This is a genomic window from Paraburkholderia acidicola, from assembly GCF_002362315.1.
Taxonomy (GTDB): domain Bacteria; phylum Pseudomonadota; class Gammaproteobacteria; order Burkholderiales; family Burkholderiaceae; genus Paraburkholderia; species Paraburkholderia acidicola.
Map to the genome: position 1 here is coordinate 542213 of NZ_MTZV01000002.1, position 18817 is coordinate 561029.

Sequence of the window (18817 nt, forward strand, 5' to 3'; positions counted from 1 at the left end):
GCCGAAGGATTTACTTGGGAGCTTTGTATTCTATGGCAGACGCAAATTGCTGCAACGTGGCCTGAGGCACTTCCCCAAGCACAGTGATCCAGAAATCGCCATGGCGTTTCACGAGCACATGAGTCGCACCGTTGCTGCCTGCGCCTTCTTTACGTGAGTTCTTTTCGACAGGCTCGATAAAAATCGAAATCGCCGCCAGACCATCGGAGAATACAGCCTGATCCACCGGAATGGGGGGGTCGCCCGCATCGCGCGCGGCCATCGGGCGACGCAACTCGCGAATCTTGCGGAAACCGGGCACCGTCGGCTCGAACTGCCAACCCTGCGCTTCCATATCGACCGGTTCGAGCGGCGGGCGCACCACGGTCCAGCCAGCGGTGTTGCGAATCCCGTTGACGATACCCGCCTTGTCGACCGGCACACCGATACGGATCTGCGTAAACGACAACTGTTCGAGCACCTGGCCGCTCGCATCGAGCGTTTGCGCCCGCAGCAGCAGGCCCGTCTTCGTATCGGCCCACAGTTTGTACGCGAAGCGCAGTGCGTCCTTCGGGTCGAGTTCGATCACCTGGCTGTCGATCCCCGCCACACGATCGGTGCCGAGCAGTTTCGGCTCGTACACGGTCAGGACCTGATCGCTGCTCGCGGACAGCAGCGCCGGGAAGGAATCCTTGTTCTGGCGTTTTTCGACGACGCAAAGATGCCGCTCGGGGATGAACGTATACAGATCGTCGTTATGCCGCAGCATTTTGCGCGGCTTGCCGTCGAGACTTTCGAGTTGTTCGAATTCGCCGTCGCCACGCGTCGCGTAATGGGCAATCCGCGACGACTGCACGTACGCGCCGCGCTGATAGACGAACGCGCCTTCGTAGTTCTGCTGCTGGGCAGCCTCGTGGATCCGGTTGAGCAATTCCGCCGCCGTGCGATGCACGACGAGCGGATCGTCGGATTGCGCAAAGACGCGCGGCGTTGCGGATAACAACACGGCTGCACAGAACAGAAGTACCGGCAGCCGCCCCCAGATAGTCGTTTTATTCAACCGCAGCGTCTGCATCAGACTATTGGCCTTGCGTGGTTACGGCAGCGCGAATCAGCGGCATGGTGTCGGACATGACCGGTTGTTGCGCGAATTGCTGGTGAGCTTCCAGATATTGATCGAGACTGGCGTCACGAATGATGTTCGCGTCCTGTGCGACCGGCTGCACGGGGGTCATCGCGACGCGTTGCATCGACGAATCGCCACGCGACGATAACCCGGCAACCTGGACCGCCCCCGGACCGCCGGACACGCCCTGCAGTTGCGGCACGACGATCCACGTCAGCGTGGCTGCCGCAGCAGCAATCGCAAACGCCGGTACGACACGCCGGCGCAGCGCCAGCAGACGACGCGCAACGGGCATCGCGGCGGGAGCGAGCAGGTGCGGTTCGCTCTCGAGACGCGCGGCAAAGCCGCTGAGAAAGGCACTGCTCGCCGCCGGGCTGAGCGCCAGATCGTCGGAACGCATGGCGTCGCCGATCAGGTGATAGCGCGACCACGCAGCGCGATCCTCATGATTCAATTCAGAAAAAAACCTGTTCAGATGCTCGTCGCCGAACAACTCGCCGTCGACAACTGCGGACAGACGCTCGCCGCGCGAGCTTGCTTGCGATTGCATCGAGACCGACCCCATGACGCTCCCCATCTTGCTGACACCCCGTAGTGACACCACCTAACCCAGATATTGCGCCCTGCCCCGCAAGGTCGCCGGTTCATTTACCAGCGTTTGCCTTCGGGTGTGTCCAGCAACGGACGCAATTTTGCCGCAATGGCTTCGCGAGCGCGGAAAATTCGCGATCTGACGGTCCCGATCGGGCAACCCATCATTTCGGCGATTTCTTCGTAGCTCAAACCCTCAATTTCACGAAGAGTAATGGCGGTGCGCAACTCTTCCGGCAAAACCGCCATCGCAGCGTTGACCGTCTCAGCGATCTGCTTGCTCATCAACATCGACTCAGGCGTGTTGATATCCCTTAGTTGGTCGGCATCCGAGAAAGTTTCAGCTTCTTCAGCATCCGCTTCGGTCGATGTCGGTGCCCGCCGGCCCTGGGTGGCAAGGTAGTTCTTTGCCGTGTTGACCGCAATCCGGTACAACCACGTATAGAACGCCGATTCGCCACGAAACTGCGGCAACGCCCGGTACGCCTTGATGAAGGCGTCCTGGGCCACGTCCTCGACCTCGGCGGGATCCCGCACGAGGCGCGAAATCAGCCGGATGATCTTGCGGTGGTATTTGGTGACCAGAAGCTCGAATGCGGCCTTGTCGCCCTTCTGGACGCGCTCGACCAGCACCTGATCAATTTCTTTTTCGCTCACCTGATAAATCCGTTAACGGTATGGGCTGCATGGCGGGGCACCATTGTAGCGTCCCCATCAAGACGTCACGCAGCCGGGGTAACAGCGGTGTCCGTTACAGTCGGGCGCCCGCGCCGCACCGGCCGAGTACGGCCAGTTCGCGAAACACGCCGTCCGGCAAGGCGTCAGCCGCAAGCAGCAACGGGTAGGAGCGTCCGTCGTCGCCGACGAGCACAAGCATCAGAAGCCGGCCGCTCCATTGTGAACAACCCGCGATACGGCCCTGACAGAGCAGCGCGCCGCGGCGGTTCCACACGGTGAGACTATCCGGCCCGATTTTCAGCAGGCCGGGCGCACCCCGATCCTGCCTGACGGCAGCGGTTGCCAGCGCAACCAGTGCGACGAGCGCGAACAGGATAGCGTGCCAACCGCCGACACGCGGTTCGAGGGTGGTAAAAACCGCTGCGGCGGCAATCGCGATGAAACCGCCGACAGCCCCGCGCAACACTGCGGACGGTCTCAGCGCGACTGGCTGAGACCGTCCATCGACGGATTTCGTTCCGGGCAATCCGTGAGCAGGTGCTGGATAAGCCAGCGCGGGCTGGGACGTCAAGCAGTCATGCGCAGATCAGGCGCGCTTGAAGACCAGCGTCCCGTTCGTCCCGCCGAACCCAAACGAGTTCTTCAGCGCGACGTCGATCTTCATCTCCCGCGCGGTGTTCGCGCAGTAGTCGAGATCGCATGCCGGGTCCTGATTGAAGATATTGATGGTGGGCGGCGAGACCTGATGATGCACGGCCAGCACGGTGAACACCGATTCCAGCCCGCCCGCGCCACCGAGCAGATGCCCGGTCATCGACTTGGTCGAATTCACGATGATGTTCTTCGCGTGATCGCCGAAAGCACGCTTGATCCCGGTCGTTTCCGCCAGATCGCCGAGCGGCGTCGAGGTGCCGTGCGCGTTCAGGTAATGCACCTGATCTGTGCTCACACCCGCGTTCTTCAGCGCAGCCAGCATGCAGCGGCGTGCGCCGTCGCCGTCTTCAACCGGAGCGGTCATGTGATACGCGTCGCCGCTCATGCCATAACCGCCCACTTCCGCGTAGATCTTCGCACCGCGCGCCTTCGCGTGTTCGTACTCTTCGAGCACCATCACGCCGGCGCCCTCGCCCAGCACGAAGCCGTCGCGATCCTTGTCCCACGGACGGCTGGCGGTTGCAGGATCGTCGTTACGCTGCGACAGCGCACGCGCCGCGGCAAAACCGCCGATGCCAAGCGGAGACACCGTCGCTTCGGCGCCGCCCGCAAGCATGACGTCAGCGTCGCCGTATTCGATCAGCCGCGACGCTTCACCGATGCAGTGCAGACCGGTCGTGCAGGCGGTAACGATGGCGAGGTTCGGCCCTTTGATGCCGAACTTGATCGACAGATGGCCGGAGATCATGTTGATGATCGAGGCCGGCACGAAGAACGGCGAAATCCGGCGCGGACCGCGGTTCAGCAGTTCGGTCTGCGTGATTTCGATCATCGGCAGACCGCCGATGCCCGAACCCACCACGACGCCAATGCGTTCCGCATTCTCTTCGGTCACTTCGAGGCCGCTGTCTTTCATCGCCTGGATACCGGCTGCGACACCGTAATGGATAAACGTATCCATATGGCGCGCTTCCTTGGCGGAGATGTAATCCTCGATGTTGAAGCCTTTCACCTCGCCGGCGAAGCGGGTCGAGAAGTTCGATGCATCGAACTTCGTGATGTTGGCGATGCCGGATTTGCCGGCGACCAGATTGGCCCAGCCGTCGGCAACAGTATTGCCAACAGGCGAAATCAGCCCCAGGCCTGTAACAACCACGCGACGACGGCTCACGGTAACCTCTTTTCCATAGAATGACGAAAGCAAAAAAGCCACAGCGGCCACAGGAAACTGCCCCTGTGTGCCCTGTGGCTGTTTAACCTGAGATGCACTAACCGGTGCATCGACGGTTGAGCCCGCAAGCGCAGATCGCGTGTGCGTTGTACGTCAACCCGCACACCCGTTTGCGCCGACAGACGGCTCGACATCTGCGCGGACCGACGTGCCAGGCGGCGCATAACCGACTGCGCCACCGACGCTATCCGTCCCACCGCGATAACACGGCCCGACCAGCGGCCGGCCGCAAACGCGGGCAAGCAGGCGCGAATGGCCTCAGGCCTTGACGTTCGCGCGAGCGTAGTCGATCGCTTGCTGAACGGTCGTGATCTTCTCAGCTTCTTCATCCGGAATTTCCATGCCGAATTCGTCTTCGAGAGCCATCACGAGTTCAACCGTGTCGAGCGAGTCTGCACCAAGGTCGTTCACGAACGAGGCTTCGTTCTTGATCTCACCTTCTGCAACGCCCAGTTGTTCTGCGACGATCTTCTTGACGCGCTGTTCGATATTGTCCATTACCCCTCCAAGGGAAAAAAGTTCAAAAATACAGGTGCGCGCATTTTATCAGGTTTGCCCCTCTAAAAAAGCGGCGCGCCGGGTTCCAGTCAAGGCATCCGCGCGATGCTCACACAAACGCATCAAGGCGCGGATAGTAACCGAATCCGGTTACGACATGTACATCCCGCCATTTACGTGCAACGTCGTACCCGTGATGTAGCCCGCGTGCGGCGAAGCGAGAAACGCTACCGCATGGGCAATGTCGTCCGGACTACCCAGACGGCCTAGCGGAATCTGTGTGAGCAGCGCCGTTTGCTGCGCTTCGGGCAGCCCCTTCGTCATATCGGTATCGATGAAGCCGGGCGCGACGCAATTCACGGTAATGCCGCGGCTGCCGATCTCGCGCGCCAGTGCACGCGTCATGCCCGCCACGCCGGCCTTGGCCGCCGCGTAGTTCACCTGCCCCGGGTTGCCCGCCGAACCGACCACCGACGTGATGTTGATGATCCGGCCGCCGCGCGCTTTCATCATCGGGCGCAGCACCGCACGCGAGAGGCGGAACACCGACTTCAGGTTGGTATCGATCACCGCGTCCCAGTCTTCGTCCTTCATACGCATTGCGAGCTGGTCCTGCGTGATGCCCGCGTTGTTGACGAGCACGTTGAGCGCGCTGAACTCTTTTACCGTGCTGTCGATCAACGCTTCCGCCGCGGCCGCGTCGTTCACATTCAGCACTGCGCCGCGACCGGTCACGCCTGCCGCCTTGAACCCTTCGCTGATCGCATCCGCACCGCTTTCGCTGGTGGCGGTGCCGATCACCGTCGCACCCTGGCGCGCCAGTTCATGGGCAATCGCGCGGCCGATGCCGCGCGAGGCACCCGTTACGATCGCGATCTGCCTGTCGAGAGTCTTTTCCATCGTTGAGGTCCGGATGAGTCGTAGTCGTAAGTGAGGGCGATGTTCAGGCCGTCACGAGCTTGAGTGCTTCATCGAGCGAAGCCGGGTCGGTGATCGACAGGCCGACGAGATTGCCGTCGATCCGTTTCGTGAGACCCGTCAGCACCTTGCCAGGTCCGCATTCGACGACGTGTGTCACGCCGTCGCGCGCAATGGCCTGCACGCTTTCGACCCAGCGCACCGCGGCGGCTGCCTGGCGCACCAGCGCATCCTTGATCGCGGCCGGTTCGTTGACGATCGCCACGTCGACGTTGTTGACGACCGGAATGGCCGGCACCTGGATCTCGACATTCGCGAGGTAGGCACGCAACTGGTCCGATGCAGGCTTGAGCAACGAAGAATGGAACGGCGCGGACACGGCCAGCGGCAACGCGCGTTTTGCGCCGTTCGCCTTGGCGATCTCGCAGGCCTTTTCGACGGCAGCCTTCTGGCCCGCGATCACAACCTGTGCGGGCGCGTTGAAATTCACCGCTTCGACTACGCCCGCCACCGACGCTTCCTTGCACACCGCACGCACCGCATCGTCATCGAGACCGAGAATCGCTGCCATGCCGCCCTCGCCGACCGGCACTGCGGTCTGCATCGCCTGCGCGCGAAAACGCACGAGCGGTACCGCGTCGTGAAACGCCAGCGCGCCCGCGGCGACCAGCGCCGTGTATTCGCCGAGGCTATGACCCGCGACGATCGCCGGCACAGGGCCGCCTGCGGCCTGCCACGCGCGGTAGATCGCGTAAGCGGCGGTCAGCATCACGGGTTGTGTGTTGGTGGTGAGATTCAGATCGTCGGCGGGACCTTCGGCGATCAGCTTGCCGAGATCCTGACCGAGCGCGTCGGATGCTTCCTGAACGGTCTCACGCACGACAGCGTGATCGGCAAACGCGTTGAGCATGCCGACCGATTGCGAGCCCTGCCCAGGAAAAACGAACGCAAATTTCATATCATCCCCAAATTCGATGGTGTCAGATGAGGGTGGCGCGCACCGCACCGCGCCCTTCGGACGCAGACACGCGTCGTGCGCGCGATGCCGCGTACCGCCACGCCTCGCTCAGAAGCGGATGACGGATGCACCCCAGGTGAACCCGCCACCGACGCCTTCGATCAGCACGTGATGGCCGCGCTGAATGCGGCCGTCGCGGACCGCGACATCGAGTGCAAGCGGAATCGAGGCCGCCGACGTGTTGCCATGTTCGCCCACGGTGACGACCATCCGTTCCTGCGGCAAGCCGAGCTTGCGGCAGGTGCTCTGCATGATACGGATATTGGCCTGATGCGGAATCAGCCAGTCGACCTGTTCCGGCGCGAGATTCGCCTTGTTCAGCGCCTCGACTGCAACCTTTTCGAGCACGTTGACGGCCAGCTTGAACACCGCCGGGCCGTCCATATGCAGAAACGCGCTGCCCGCGATCACGCCACCATTCACGTTGCCTGGCGTGCACAGGATGTTCGCGTGACTGCCGTCCGCATGCAGTGCGCTCGACAGCACACCGGGCTCGTCCGATGCCGACAGGATCACGGCACCCGCGCCATCGCCGAACAACACGCAGGTTGTACGGTCGTTGAAATCGAGAATGCGCGAGAAGGTTTCCGCACCGATCACGAGCGCCGTACGATGCTGGCCGCTGCGGATGAAACTGTCGGCTGTCGCGACCGCGTACGCAAAGCCCGAGCAAACGGCCTGAACGTCGAATGCCGCGCCGTTGTTCTTGATACCGAGCTTGTTTTGCAGCAGACACGCCGTGCTCGGAAAAACGAAATCCGGCGTGGACGTGGCGACGATGATGAGATCGATGGACTGCGGATCGATGTCGGCCGATTCGATGGCCCGCTGGGCAGCGATCAGCGCGAGGTCGCTGGTGGTGACGTCCGGTTCGGCGAAATGACGTGCGTGGATGCCCGTGCGGGCCACGATCCACTCGTCGCTCGTCTCAACGCCGTTCTTCGCGAGACGCTCGGCGAGTTCCTGATTGGTGACGCGCCCAGGCGGCAGATAACTGCCGGTGCCGAGCACACGGGAATAGGTAACAGATTGAGCCATTATGTCTTCGAGGATAGCGCAGCGTAGGGCTCGGCCGCCTGGCCGGCAATCGGATTGGCGGGGTCGGCGGGGCTTGCATGACCCGCCGCAGTCCCGCTTGCATCGCCTGCGTCGCGCGCTACCTGTTCGAGAGAACCTGCATTTTCTTCCATCGCCCGCGCAAGGCGTTCCAGCACGCCATTTTTGACGGCATCATACCCGCGTTTGATCGCCCACTCAAACGCGTAGGCATCGGCCGAACCGTGGCTTTTGATCACGAGTCCGCGCAGGCCGAGCAACGCCGCGCCGTTGTACTGGCGATGGTCCACGCGCTTCTTGAAGCGCAGCAGCACAGGCAGTGCCAGTACTGCCATCAGCCTGGTCAGCAACGAGCGGCCGAATTCTTCCTTGATGATATCGGAGAGCATCTGTGCGAGCCCTTCCGACGTCTTCAGTGCAACGTTGCCGACGAACCCATCGCAGACGATCACATCCGTCGTGCCTTTATAGATATCGTCGCCTTCGACGTTGCCGCGGAAATTCAGCGTGCTCGCGCGCAGCAGTTCGCCCGCGCGCTTGATCGTCTCGTTGCCCTTGATGACTTCTTCGCCGATGTTCAGGAGACCAATGGTGGGACGGTCCTTGCCTTCGAGCGCCGACACCAGTGCATGCCCCATCTCGGCGAACTGCAGCAGATGCTGCGGCTCGCAATCGACGTTGGCGCCGAGGTCGAGCATCATCGTGTAGCCGGTGCGATTGGGTAGTGCGAACGCGATGGCCGGGCGTTCGATGCCAGGCAGCGTTTTGAGTACGTAGCGGGATACCGCCATCAGTGCGCCGGTATTGCCAGCGGAAATGCAGGCCTGCGCCTCGCCTTCCTTGATCCGGTTCAACGCCACGCGCATCGATGAATCTTTTTTCTTGCGCAGCGCGACTTCCACCGGGTCGTCCATCGCGACGACTTCAGACGCGGGCACGACGGTCAACGCAGGTTCGTTCAGCGCTTTCGCTTTTTTCAACTGGGCGCGAATCGCAGTTTCGATGCCGACGAGCAGAAGCTGCGCATCGGGATGCGAACGGACGAATTTGACAGCAGCGGGCACGGTCACGGATGGACCGTGGTCGCCTCCCATGCAATCTATCGTGAGCTTTACAGTCATGGAATGCGACGAATGTCAGACGCTCCGCATGGGATCGCGGTAATCGCTAAAGCGCTAACCGCGATCGACACAAAAAAGCGGCAGTGAATGCCGCATTTTTGCCGAGCCGGGGAAATGTCAAGCGAGGTCAAACGAACCGATCGCCACGCGAAACGCCGGGGGGCGCAACGCAGTCAAGCGATTAGTCGTTCTTCGTCTTGACGACTTTCTTGCCGCGATAGTAGCCATTCGGGCTGACATGGTGACGCAGATGCACTTCGCCCGTGCTCGGTTCAACGGCCAGCGGTGCGGCGTTGAGGAAATCGTGCGAACGGTGCATACCGCGCTTCGACGGCGACTTCTTGTTCTGTTGAACTGCCATGATAACTCCTGAAAATTTTCCGAATTCTAACACAGCCCGACCCGGCTATCGCCACCGGCCGAATGGCCAGCGCCCCGCATCGCGCTACCTGCAACCCTGGGTACTTCCTGTTCCTGTCAGTGCTTCTTGCCGTCGGGATCGTTGCGCTTGAGCGCACCCAGCGCCGCAAACGGATTCGGCCGCTCGGGCTCGCCGCCCTCGACTTCATCCTTCCCGCCTTCATCGGCTTCGTCTTCTGCCACGCCGACGCCCGACACCAGACTTTCATGCACTTCCGGGCAGACATCGTGCGTGGGCACGAGCGGCATCGAAAGCAGCAACTCTTCCTCGATCAGGTCGACGAGATCGAACTGGCGCGAGCCCACGATCACCTCGACATCATCCTCGTCGAGCGGAAACTCTTCAGCTTCAGCTTCCGTGTTGACGATCCGGTACGTTGCATCGACGTTGAAAGCCTGCTCATACGGCGCGAGACACCGCTGACAACCAAGCCACGCGGCCCCGTGAACCGCGAGCCGCAGATAAGGCTGAGGCCCCTCGGTGCCGTCGTCCTGCAATTCCGGCTGCGTTGCCCCTTCGGCTTGCCACGTGAACGCGGTATCGCGGTCTGGTGCATCCGCCGGGACTTCGTTTAACATGCGCGGCAGTTGCGAGACGCGCAGAACAGCCGCCGCCTGGCGCCCACTGCGCGCGAATTCGAACAGATCGAGTTCACGCAGCGAGGCGAGACCCGCAGGTTTGCCAGGATTTTGAGTCATGTGCGCTCCTGCTTCTTGCCTAGGATGTCAGCGAAAGACCAGGCGAGGTACGCTTCGGCGCCGGTCGCGAAGTAGTCAAGCTACGTCACCACGTTACTTCAAATACGCGAGCGAACCAAGCATACCGCCGAAAAGCCCGAAACTATATCCGTTTTGTTGTTTCGAGTCAAACACTTAAGCCCGCATGTACACCGTGCCGTGCGGCCCGTCCCTCCAGCCGTCGATTTGCCATGCCAGATTCCCCTGAACGCCCGCCCCGCCTGATTCTGGCGTCGAGTTCCCGCTATCGTCGCGAGCTGCTCGAACGCCTGCGGGTCCCGTTCGACGTCGTCGTCCCTGCCATCGACGAAACCCCTTTAGCCGGCGAATCTCCCGCCGCAACCGCGCTGCGGCTCGCCGAGGCGAAGGCACGCGCAGTCGCAGCCGGTCTCGACGGACGACAGGCCGCGCTCGTCATCGGCTCAGATCAGGTCGCGACCTACGACGATCGTCAGATCGGCAAGCCCGGCTCGCACGCCAACGCGCTCGCCCAGTTGCAGGCCATGCGTGGCCGCGAAGTGCTGTTCCATAGCGCGCTGTGCCTGTTCGACAGCCGTAGCGACAGCGCCCAAACGCTCGATGTCGTCACGCGCGTGCAGTTCCGGAATCTGCCAGACGCCGCGCTCGACGCCTATCTGCACGCCGAAACCCCGTACGATGTCGCGGGTAGCGCCAAATCCGAGGGGCTCGGCATCGCGCTGCTCGACGCCATCGAATCCGACGATCCGACGGCGCTCGTCGGCCTGCCGCTGATCGCGCTGACGCGCATGCTGCTGGCGGCCAGCTATCCACTGCTGGGGGCGCAATGAGCGGCACGCTTTATCTGATCCCCAATACGCTCGGCGAGGGTGACGCCGAAGCACTTGCAGCCGTCCTGCCCGCGCCGGTACGCGATCGGGCCGCAGCGCTCGGCTATTACATCGGCGAGAACGCCAAGACGACTCGCGCGTTTCTGAAAAAAATCGGCACTGAGCGCCCGATCCAGGAGATCGAGATCCGGGAACTCAACGTGAATACGCCTGCGGGAGAGATCGATCGTTTGCTCGCGCCGATACTCGCGGGCGCGGACGCAGGTCTCGTTTCCGAAGCGGGTTGTCCTGCCGTGGCCGATCCCGGTGCGCTGCTGGTGCGCCGCGCGCATGATCGCGGCGTCAAGGTCGTGCCGTTCGTCGGTCCGAGTTCGATCCTGCTGGCGTTGATGGCGTCGGGCCTGAATGGCCAGAGTTTTGCGTTTCACGGCTATCTGCCAGTGGATGCCGCCGAGCGCGCAAAACGTCTGCGCGATCTCGAACAGCAGTCGCGCAAGGCCCAGCAGACGCAGATTTTCATCGAGACGCCGTATCGCAACCGGGCCCTGCTCGATACGTTGCTCGCGAGCTGTGCGCCGTCGACGCGCGTCTGCGTCGCCGTCGATCTGACGCTTGCAAGCGAAACGATTGTGAGCCGCGCGGTCAGCGACTGGAAGAAAGCGCCGGCGCTCGATCTACACAAGCGGCCGGCGATTTTCCTGCTTCTGGCGGTATAAAAAGAGGCGCTGGCCGGGTCCGGTCAGCGCAGATTCAACTCAGAATCAGCGCAGATTCAGCTTGCCGCCGAGCACCATCGCGTGCATGGCGGCACTACCGACTGCCGCGCCGAACTTGCGTGCGACCCGGTCGGTGAAACTATCCTTCACGGTGTAGTCGACGATATCCGGCGCCTTGATGATTTCTCGCGCAACGAAGTCGGTACTGCCGAAACCGTCAGCCAGCCCCAGTTCGACGCTTTTCTCGCCGGTCCAGAAGAGGCCCGAGAACGTGTCCGGCGTTTCATGCAGCCGCTTGCCGCGACCTTGACGGACCGCATCGATGAACTGCTGGTGAATCTGGTCGAGCATTTCCTGCGCGTGCGCGTCCATCTTCGGCGTATCGGGCGAGAACGGATCGAAAAAGCCCTTGTTTTCACCGGATGTCCGCAGCCGCCGCTGGATGCCGAGCTTATCCATCAGACCGGTAAAGCCGAAGCCGTCCATCAGCACGCCGATCGAACCGACGATGCTCGCCTTGTCGACATAGATCTTGTCGGCGGCGGCCGCGACGTAGTAGCCACCCGATGCGCACATATCGCCGACCGTCACGTAGAGCGGAATGGACGGATATTTGTGACGCAACCGCTGGATCTCGCTATTGATGATGCCCGCCTGCACCGGGCTGCCGCCCGGGCTGTTGATGGCGAGCACGACGCCCGCGGTACCCGCGTCGTCGAAGGCGCTATCGAGCGCGGAATTGATGTCGTCGGCGTTGGCGTTCGTGCTGGACGAAATCTCGCCGTCGAGCGAGACAAGCGCCGTATGCCGGCCGGTCGACGTGACCTTGTCGCCCGAAAAATCGAAGATCCCCCACGCCAGCAGCAGCACGATGCCGAGCGCGACAAAGCGAAAGAAGATTTTCCAGCGCCGTGCCGCGCGTTGCTCGCTGATCGCGGCGAGCGCGATGCGCTCGAGCGCCGCGCGTTCCCAGCCGGGCTCGGAGGTGGCGCCCGGTTGACGGCTCGGGTCGGACGATTGATTGGAACCAGGAGTGAGATTGTCGGACATGCGTCGCAGAGGAAGTCAGGATTTCAGGGGGTTGCCGGGCGCAGATCGCCGTCGGGCAGCCAGAACACCGCGGGGCCTTCCGGCGTGTCGCGCTCGTCGACCTGGACCGCGCGCAGCCGGCCGCCGCGGCACGGACCGCCGACGCACTTTCCGGTGTCCGGCTGATAAATCGCTCCGTGCGTAGCGCACATCAAGTATAAACCGGACGATTCGAAGAACTGGCCCTCGACCCAGTCGAGCTCCATCGGCACGTGGGCGCAGCGATTCAGGTAACCGTACGCGCGACCGTCGTAGCGTACGAAGAACACGACCGCTTCGCCGCCGGCATAGGTCGCGGCGCGCCGCACCCCGGCTCCGCCATCGACGAGTTCTGCAGCAGCGCAGATACGCACCGGCTCAGCCTGCGCAGCTGGATCGTTCGTACGGGTCACGTCGGCATTCATGCGTGATCGTGCAACCAGACGGACAGCGACGCCACGTCGGGCGCGAGGAACTTCGGTTCGAGAGCGACCAGCGTCGCGGCCGGATGTGCGCCGTAGGTGACGCCGATACCGGCAACGCCAGCATTGATCGCCATCTGCAGATCGTGCGTCGTATCGCCGACCATCACGGTTCTGGCCGGATCCTGACCGAGTTCGCGTGTCAGTTCGTGCAGCATCGCCGGATGCGGTTTCGAGAAGGTTTCGTCAGCGCAGCGCGTCCCGTCGAAAAGGCTCGTCAGACGCACCTGGTCAAGCGCGCGGTTCAACCCGACGCGACTCTTGCCGGTCGCCACGGCGAGCAGGTAGCCCTCGTCGCGCAGACCTTGCAGCATCGCAGGCACGCCGTCGAAAAGCTCGGTGGTCTGATCTTTCACGAGATAGTGAAAACGGTAGCGCTCGGCGAGACGCGGGTAGTCCGCCGGATCGAGCGTCGGCGCGGCGATTTGCAGCGCGTCGCGCAAGCCCAGGCCGATCACGAAGCTGGCGGCTTCATCGGCAGGCACCGGCAGGCCGAGATCGCGGCACGCGGACTGGATGCTGCGCGTGATGTGGGCGGTCGAGTCCATCAGGGTACCGTCCCAGTCGAAGACGATCAGGTCAAATTGCTGTCGAGCCATGCAGGTTTCGTCTCGCTTTCAGGAAGTGGGATGGGAACGACGGATCGACGCCCCGCCGGGCTGGCGGCATGCAGCACGATCATCGACCGCCGCCGCTTGCATCGCTTTGGTCACGCAATGCGCGCAACTGATCGACGAAACGCCGGCAATCGGCCGGCAGCGGCGCCTCGACCTGCAGCGTCGCACCGGTAGCCGGGTGCGTGAGCTTGAGCCGGTAAGCGTGCAGAAACATCCGCTTCAGGCCGGGACGCGCATCGGCACGCGCAAGCGCCTTGTTCAGCGCGAAATCACCATATTTCGCGTCGCCGAGGATCGGCAGCCCGAGATGCGCCAGATGCACGCGGATCTGATGCGTACGGCCAGTCTTCAGTTCCGCTTCGAGCAGCACGTAGCCGGAGCCGGGCCACTGATCGACCAGATTGAACACCGTATGTGACGGCAAGCCGTCCGGTTGCACCCGCACCCGTCGCTCGCCGTCCGGCAGCAGGTACTTGTGCAGCGGCTCCTTGACGATGCGCCGGCGGCCCCAGTCGCTCGCCCATTCGCCCTGAACGCACGCATAGTACCGTTTGTCCATGCGGTTCTCGCGAATCTGCTCGTGCAGCGCCACCAGCGCCGAGCGCTTCTTGGCGAGCATCAGCACACCCGAGGTCTCCCGATCGAGCCGATGCACCAGTTCGAGGAATCGGGCCTGCGGATGCGCCTGCCGCAACTGCTCGATCACGCCGAACGCCACTCCGCTGCCACCATGCACGGCGACGCCCGACGGCTTGTCGATCACCAGCAGGTGATCGTCCTCGAACAGGATCGGAAAGTGGGCGGCGGGCACGTTCGACGACGCGACCGGGTCTTCCGGCTGGGCCACGCGGATGGGCGGCACGCGCACGATATCGCCGGAAACCAGCCGGTATTGGGCATCGATTCTGCCCTTATTGACCCGCACCTCGCCGCTGCGCAGGATTCTGTAAATATGGCTTTTGGGCACACCTTTACAGACTTTTAACAGGAAATTGTCGATGCGCTGGCCGGCCGTATCCTCGTCGATTTCGAGCATCGAGACCTGGTCACCTGCGACCGATTTCTGGGAAATTTTGCCTAACTCTTTCATTCTGAATATAATTTGCCCAGCAGTCTGCAGTGGCCGGCGCATCGCCGGTAGCCGGACAGACTGCGCAGGTGCAAGCGTTAAAGGCGTATTTTACTTGTGCCGGGGCGGGTTGCTCACCCTGAAATTGAGATGCAACAAGTTGCACGCACGGAACCCAATGCCAGGCAGGGACGGCGCCCACAGGCGCGTTCGGTCAGGACCGGCTCCGACGGTAACGGAACTTTGGTAAAAAAGAATTTAACTGGCGGGCGTCGTCGGCGGGCAGCGGAAGCTGCCGCGGGACGAGGCGGCCAGTGGCGAAAATACGGCGTGCGCCCGTAGCGTTTCGCGAATGAATGCGAAACATGGCGTCGTCAAAATGAGGCGAGACACCCAGGTGGGAAGTCGGGCGTTTTGTGCAACCTTCCCGCACGCGGCATAGCCGCGGTCTTCGTGGCTCCGGTTTTGCGCCCAGTTGGCGCGCCGGCAGACGCAGAAGGCGCGAACGGCAGGCTGCCCGACAACCGCGGCGTGTTGTGCCGTTATTTGAAGCCGTATTCGCATGTGCCCTGCGGCACCGCGTCCATTTTCAGCCGGACGGGGCCCTCTCAGGCAATTCTCCCGCCAACGTTCCAGCTCCAGCGTGCCCGTGACAACACAATAAGGTGCGGCGCGCCGCCGCCCTCACCGTTGCTGCGACTGACAACCGCAGCGCATCGGTGGGCCGGCGCAAGCCGCTCTGGAGCCGTTCAATGAAACGCATGCTGTTTAATGCGACGCAGCAGGAAGAACTGCGCGTCGCCATCGTCGATGGGCAAAAACTCATCGATATCGACATCGAAACCGCCGGCCGCGAACAGCGCAAAGGCAATATTTACAAGGGCGTCATCACCCGCATCGAGCCATCGCTCGAAGCCTGTTTCGTCAACTACGGCGAAGACCGGCACGGCTTCCTGCCGTTCAAGGAAGTCGCCCGCCAGTACTTCCGCGACGGTGTCGAAATGCGCTCTGCGCGCATCCAGGACGCACTGCGCGAAGGCCAGGAACTCATCGTCCAGGTCGAAAAGGAAGAGCGCGGCAACAAGGGCGCAGCCCTCACCACCTTCATTTCGCTGGCCGGACGCTACCTCGTCCTGATGCCGAACAACCCGCGCGGCGGCGGTGTATCGCGCCGGATCGAAGGCGACGACCGCCAGGAACTGCGCGAAACCATGGCGCAGCTGGAACTGCCGGAAGGCATGAGCATCATCGCCCGCACGGCCGGCATCGGTCGTAGTGCGGAAGAGCTGCAGTGGGACCTGAACTACCTGATGCAACTGTGGCGCGCCATCGAAGCCGCGTCGCAAAGCGGTTCGAACGGTCAGCCGATGCTGATTTACCTCGAATCGAGCCTCGTGATCCGCGCGATTCGCGACTACTTCCAGCCGGATATCGGCGAAATCCTGATCGACACGACCGAAATCCATGACCAGGCACGCGCCTTCATGGATATCGTGATGCCGGACAATGTCAGCAAGGTGAAGCGGTATCACGACGATGTGCCGCTCTTCTCGCGCTTCCAGATCGAACATCAGATCGAAACCGCCTATTCCCGCACGGTGCCGCTGCCGTCGGGTGGCGCGATCGTGATCGACCACACCGAAGCGCTCGTCGCGATCGACGTGAACTCGGCACGCGCCACCAAGGGCGCCGACATCGAGGAAACAGCCGCGCGCACGAACCTCGAAGCCGCCGACGAAGTCGCCCGCCAGTTGCGTCTGCGCGACCTGGGCGGCCTGATCGTGATCGACTTCATCGATATGGAATCGGCGAAGAGCCAGCGCGACGTCGAGCAACGCCTGAAAGACGCGCTCAAGCACGATCGTGCGCGCGTCCAGATGGGCAAGATCTCGCGCTTCGGCCTGATGGAACTGTCGCGCCAGCGGCTACGCCCGGCGCTGTCCGAGGGCAGCCATGTGACCTGCCCGCGCTGTAACGGCACGGGCCACATCCGCGATACCGAATCGTCCGCGCTGCAAGTGCTGCGGATCATTCAGGAAGAAGCAATGAAGGAAAACACCGCGGCGATCCACTGCCAGGTGCCGGTCGAAGTGACCGCCTTCCTGCTGAACGAAAAGCGCGCGGAAATCAACAAGATCGAATCGCGCTTCAAGGTCAACGTCGTGTTGATCCCGAACAAGCATCTCGATACGCCGCACTACAAGCTCGAGCGCCTGCGTCACGACGACACGCGCCTCGACGAGCCGCGTGCTTCGTGGAAGATGGCCGAAGAAGCGGCGCACGAACTGGAGTCGGAAACCGGCTACAGCAAGCGCACCGAGGAAGTAAAGCCCAAGCAGGAAGCCGTGGTAAAGGGCATCACGCCGGAAAAACCGGCGCCGAGCGCTGCGGCCAGGCCGGCAGCGGCTGCACCGACGCCGGCACCGGTCGCGGTGACACCGGCTGCAGGCGGTTTCATCGGCTGGTTGAAGAATCTGTTCGGCGTGCAGCCGGCTGCGCCGGCTCCGGCCCCCGCACCGGCCGAAAAGCCGACGCGTCCGGCCCGCGAACAGCGCACCGAACGCGGTGAACGCAGTGGCGAGCGCAATCGCAACCGTCGTGGCGGCGCAGGTCCGCGCGGCGAAAACGCTACCGGTAACCGTCCGGGACAGCAGCCGCAACGCCAGGAGCGTGAACCGCGCGAAGGCCGTGAGCCACGCGAACCGCGTGAAAGCCGCGAGCCGCGCGAAGCACGTGGCGGTCGCGATCAGCGTGAGGGCCGTGAAGGTCGTGAAGGCCGTGGCGAGCGCACCGAGCGTGGTCAGGATCGCACCGAACGCGTCGAAGCTACCGAAGCCGCCCCGCGCGCTGAGCGTGGTGACCGTCAGGAACGTGGCGATCGGCAACCGCGCGGCGAGCGTGGTGAGCGCCGCAAGCAGCAGCCCGAAGCCGTAGAAGCACAAACCCAGGACGAAACCCTGAACGCCGCCGCTCTTGCTGCGGCTCAATCGGCGCCCGGCGAAGGCCAGCCCCCGATCGATCAGGAAGCCACATCGCGTGAAGGCGAAGAGCGTCGTCGTCGCCGTCGCGGCCGTCGCGGTGGTCGTCGCGAGCGTGAAGACGAAAACGGCAGCGAAAATGGCAACGAAAACGCTGGCGAAAACGTCAACGTCAACCACGCAGCCGATGTGGCTGAAGCGGGCGGCGAAACCGAAGGCCAGGTGGCCCGTGTAGTGACGGAAACGCCCGTGCGTGCGCCGGAACAGGTCGGTCGTCATGAAGCGCCGGTGGCTCAACCGGCAGTGGTGGCAGTGGCCGCTACCGCGGTTGCCGCAGAAGCCGTTGTGACGAGCGAAGTCCATGCCGCCGAAACACCGGTGCAGGCCGCCGAGCCGGTTGCAGTGACACATACGCCGCAAGCCGTCGAGCAAAGCACCGAGCCGGCCGTAGAAGCGCAAGCAACGCCGGCAGTGGCAGCAGCGCAGGAAGAACCGGCTCCGGCCGTGGCAGCATCGATCGAGCCGACTCCGGCACCGGTCGAAGCCCCGGCAGCCCAGGTGGCACCGGTCGCTGCAGCGCCTGTTGTCGAAGCCGCACCGGTCACGACTGAAACGGCACCATCGTTCGTCGCTAGCGAAGCTGCGCCGGCCGTCGCCGTTGAAGCGCCCGCAGCTCCTGTGAGCCAGCCCGTCCAGGTACAGGCAGAGGTAGCCCAACCGACGCCGGAACCGGCACCCGTGGCATTCGCGGCACCCGCCGCACCGCAACCGGTAGCAGAACCTGCCGCCGAGCCGGTCCGCGCACCGCAACGCAACGGCCTGACGACGGAAACGCTGCAGCCGATGCTCGAAAGCGCGGGCCTGGTGTGGGTCAATACCGACGCCAGCAAGCTGCGTGCTGCACAGGATGCCGCTGCGCAAGCGGTCAAGCCGGCCCGGGTGACGCGCGAGCGCAAACCGCTGCCGCCGCTCGATGCCGCGCCGATGCAACAGGTCGAAACGGGCAAATCGCAGCAGTAGGCTGTAATTAATCCGTAGCTGATGTAGTGA

General features: G+C 63.0%; 19 protein-coding genes. 3 read left to right on the forward strand and 16 right to left on the reverse strand.

What is annotated here, in order from left to right:
* Window positions 1-10: 10 nt before the first annotated feature.
* The 12 genes from BWP39_RS04490 to BWP39_RS04545 all read right to left on the reverse strand — a co-directional run bounded on the left by BWP39_RS04490 (window position 11) and on the right by BWP39_RS04545 (window position 9989).
* Window positions 11-1054 (reverse strand): MucB/RseB C-terminal domain-containing protein, encoded by a 1044-nt coding sequence (locus BWP39_RS04490; RefSeq protein ID WP_096717237.1) that lies wholly within the window; start codon window positions 1052-1054, stop codon window positions 11-13.
* Between the two features lie 4 nt (window positions 1055-1058).
* The gene (locus BWP39_RS04495) at window positions 1059-1670 is read right to left on the reverse strand and encodes a sigma-E factor negative regulatory protein (protein WP_096717239.1); all 612 of its coding nucleotides are present in this window, start codon (window positions 1668-1670) and stop codon (window positions 1059-1061) included.
* 83 nt (window positions 1671-1753) lie between these two features.
* Entirely contained in the window at window positions 1754-2353 is a 600-nt protein-coding gene (gene rpoE / locus BWP39_RS04500) for an RNA polymerase sigma factor RpoE (protein WP_096717241.1), read from the reverse strand.
* Between the two features lie 94 nt (window positions 2354-2447).
* Complete coding sequence (locus BWP39_RS04505; RefSeq protein WP_207556590.1) at window positions 2448-2840, reverse strand: protein YgfX; 393 nt, start codon at window positions 2838-2840, stop codon at window positions 2448-2450.
* A gap of 120 nt (window positions 2841-2960) precedes the next feature.
* Window positions 2961-4199 carry a beta-ketoacyl-ACP synthase II gene (gene fabF, locus BWP39_RS04510; protein ID WP_096717243.1) on the reverse strand — a complete coding sequence of 413 codons (1239 nt, stop codon included), beginning with the start codon at window positions 4197-4199 and terminating at the stop codon, window positions 2961-2963.
* Window positions 4200-4517: 318 nt separating this feature from the next.
* Entirely contained in the window at window positions 4518-4757 is a 240-nt protein-coding gene (gene acpP / locus BWP39_RS04515) for an acyl carrier protein (RefSeq protein WP_012735022.1), read from the reverse strand.
* Between the two features lie 150 nt (window positions 4758-4907).
* The gene (fabG, locus tag BWP39_RS04520) at window positions 4908-5657 is read right to left on the reverse strand and encodes a 3-oxoacyl-ACP reductase FabG (RefSeq protein ID WP_096717245.1); all 750 of its coding nucleotides are present in this window, start codon (window positions 5655-5657) and stop codon (window positions 4908-4910) included.
* 43 nt (window positions 5658-5700) lie between these two features.
* Window positions 5701-6633: an ACP S-malonyltransferase gene (gene fabD, locus BWP39_RS04525; RefSeq protein WP_096717247.1), complete on the reverse strand. Its 933-nt coding sequence runs from the start codon at window positions 6631-6633 to the stop codon at window positions 5701-5703.
* Between the two features lie 108 nt (window positions 6634-6741).
* A complete protein-coding gene (locus BWP39_RS04530; protein WP_096717249.1) occupies window positions 6742-7731 on the reverse strand; it encodes a beta-ketoacyl-ACP synthase III in 990 nt (329 codons plus the stop codon).
* Complete coding sequence (gene plsX, locus BWP39_RS04535) at window positions 7731-8870, reverse strand: phosphate acyltransferase PlsX (protein ID WP_096717251.1); 1140 nt, start codon at window positions 8868-8870, stop codon at window positions 7731-7733. The genes BWP39_RS04530 and plsX overlap by 1 nt, the downstream gene beginning before the upstream one ends.
* A 181-nt stretch (window positions 8871-9051) precedes the next feature.
* Window positions 9052-9231, reverse strand: a complete 180-nt coding sequence (gene rpmF, locus BWP39_RS04540; protein ID WP_007741736.1) for a 50S ribosomal protein L32 — start codon at window positions 9229-9231, stop codon at window positions 9052-9054.
* Between the two features lie 116 nt (window positions 9232-9347).
* Window positions 9348-9989, reverse strand: coding sequence for a DUF177 domain-containing protein (locus tag BWP39_RS04545; protein WP_096717253.1), 642 nt, complete (start codon window positions 9987-9989; stop codon window positions 9348-9350).
* Window positions 9990-10219: 230 nt separating this feature from the next.
* Between BWP39_RS04545 and BWP39_RS04550 the strand changes: the two genes are divergently transcribed.
* Window positions 10220-10837, forward strand: coding sequence for a Maf-like protein (locus BWP39_RS04550; protein ID WP_096717256.1), 618 nt, complete (start codon window positions 10220-10222; stop codon window positions 10835-10837).
* Entirely contained in the window at window positions 10834-11553 is a 720-nt protein-coding gene (locus BWP39_RS04555; protein ID WP_096717258.1) for an SAM-dependent methyltransferase, read from the forward strand. The genes BWP39_RS04550 and BWP39_RS04555 overlap by 4 nt, the downstream gene beginning before the upstream one ends.
* Window positions 11554-11598: 45 nt before the next feature.
* Here the strand turns inward: BWP39_RS04555 and BWP39_RS04560 are convergent, their stop codons facing one another.
* From BWP39_RS04560 to BWP39_RS04575, 4 genes are all read right to left on the reverse strand, one after another.
* A complete protein-coding gene (locus BWP39_RS04560) occupies window positions 11599-12603 on the reverse strand; it encodes a S49 family peptidase (protein ID WP_091011569.1) in 1005 nt (334 codons plus the stop codon).
* A 23-nt stretch (window positions 12604-12626) separates the two neighbouring features.
* Window positions 12627-13046, reverse strand: coding sequence for a Rieske (2Fe-2S) protein (locus BWP39_RS04565; RefSeq protein WP_096717261.1), 420 nt, complete (start codon window positions 13044-13046; stop codon window positions 12627-12629).
* Entirely contained in the window at window positions 13043-13702 is a 660-nt protein-coding gene (locus BWP39_RS04570) for an HAD-IA family hydrolase (protein ID WP_096717263.1), read from the reverse strand. Before BWP39_RS04570 ends, BWP39_RS04565 begins: the two co-directional genes overlap by 4 nt.
* Before the next feature lie 79 nt (window positions 13703-13781).
* Window positions 13782-14810, reverse strand: coding sequence for an RluA family pseudouridine synthase (locus tag BWP39_RS04575; RefSeq protein WP_096717264.1), 1029 nt, complete (start codon window positions 14808-14810; stop codon window positions 13782-13784).
* A 731-nt stretch (window positions 14811-15541) separates the two neighbouring features.
* Between BWP39_RS04575 and BWP39_RS04580 the strand changes: the two genes are divergently transcribed.
* Complete coding sequence (locus BWP39_RS04580) at window positions 15542-18787, forward strand: Rne/Rng family ribonuclease (RefSeq protein ID WP_096718549.1); 3246 nt, start codon at window positions 15542-15544, stop codon at window positions 18785-18787.
* Window positions 18788-18817 lie beyond the last annotated feature (30 nt).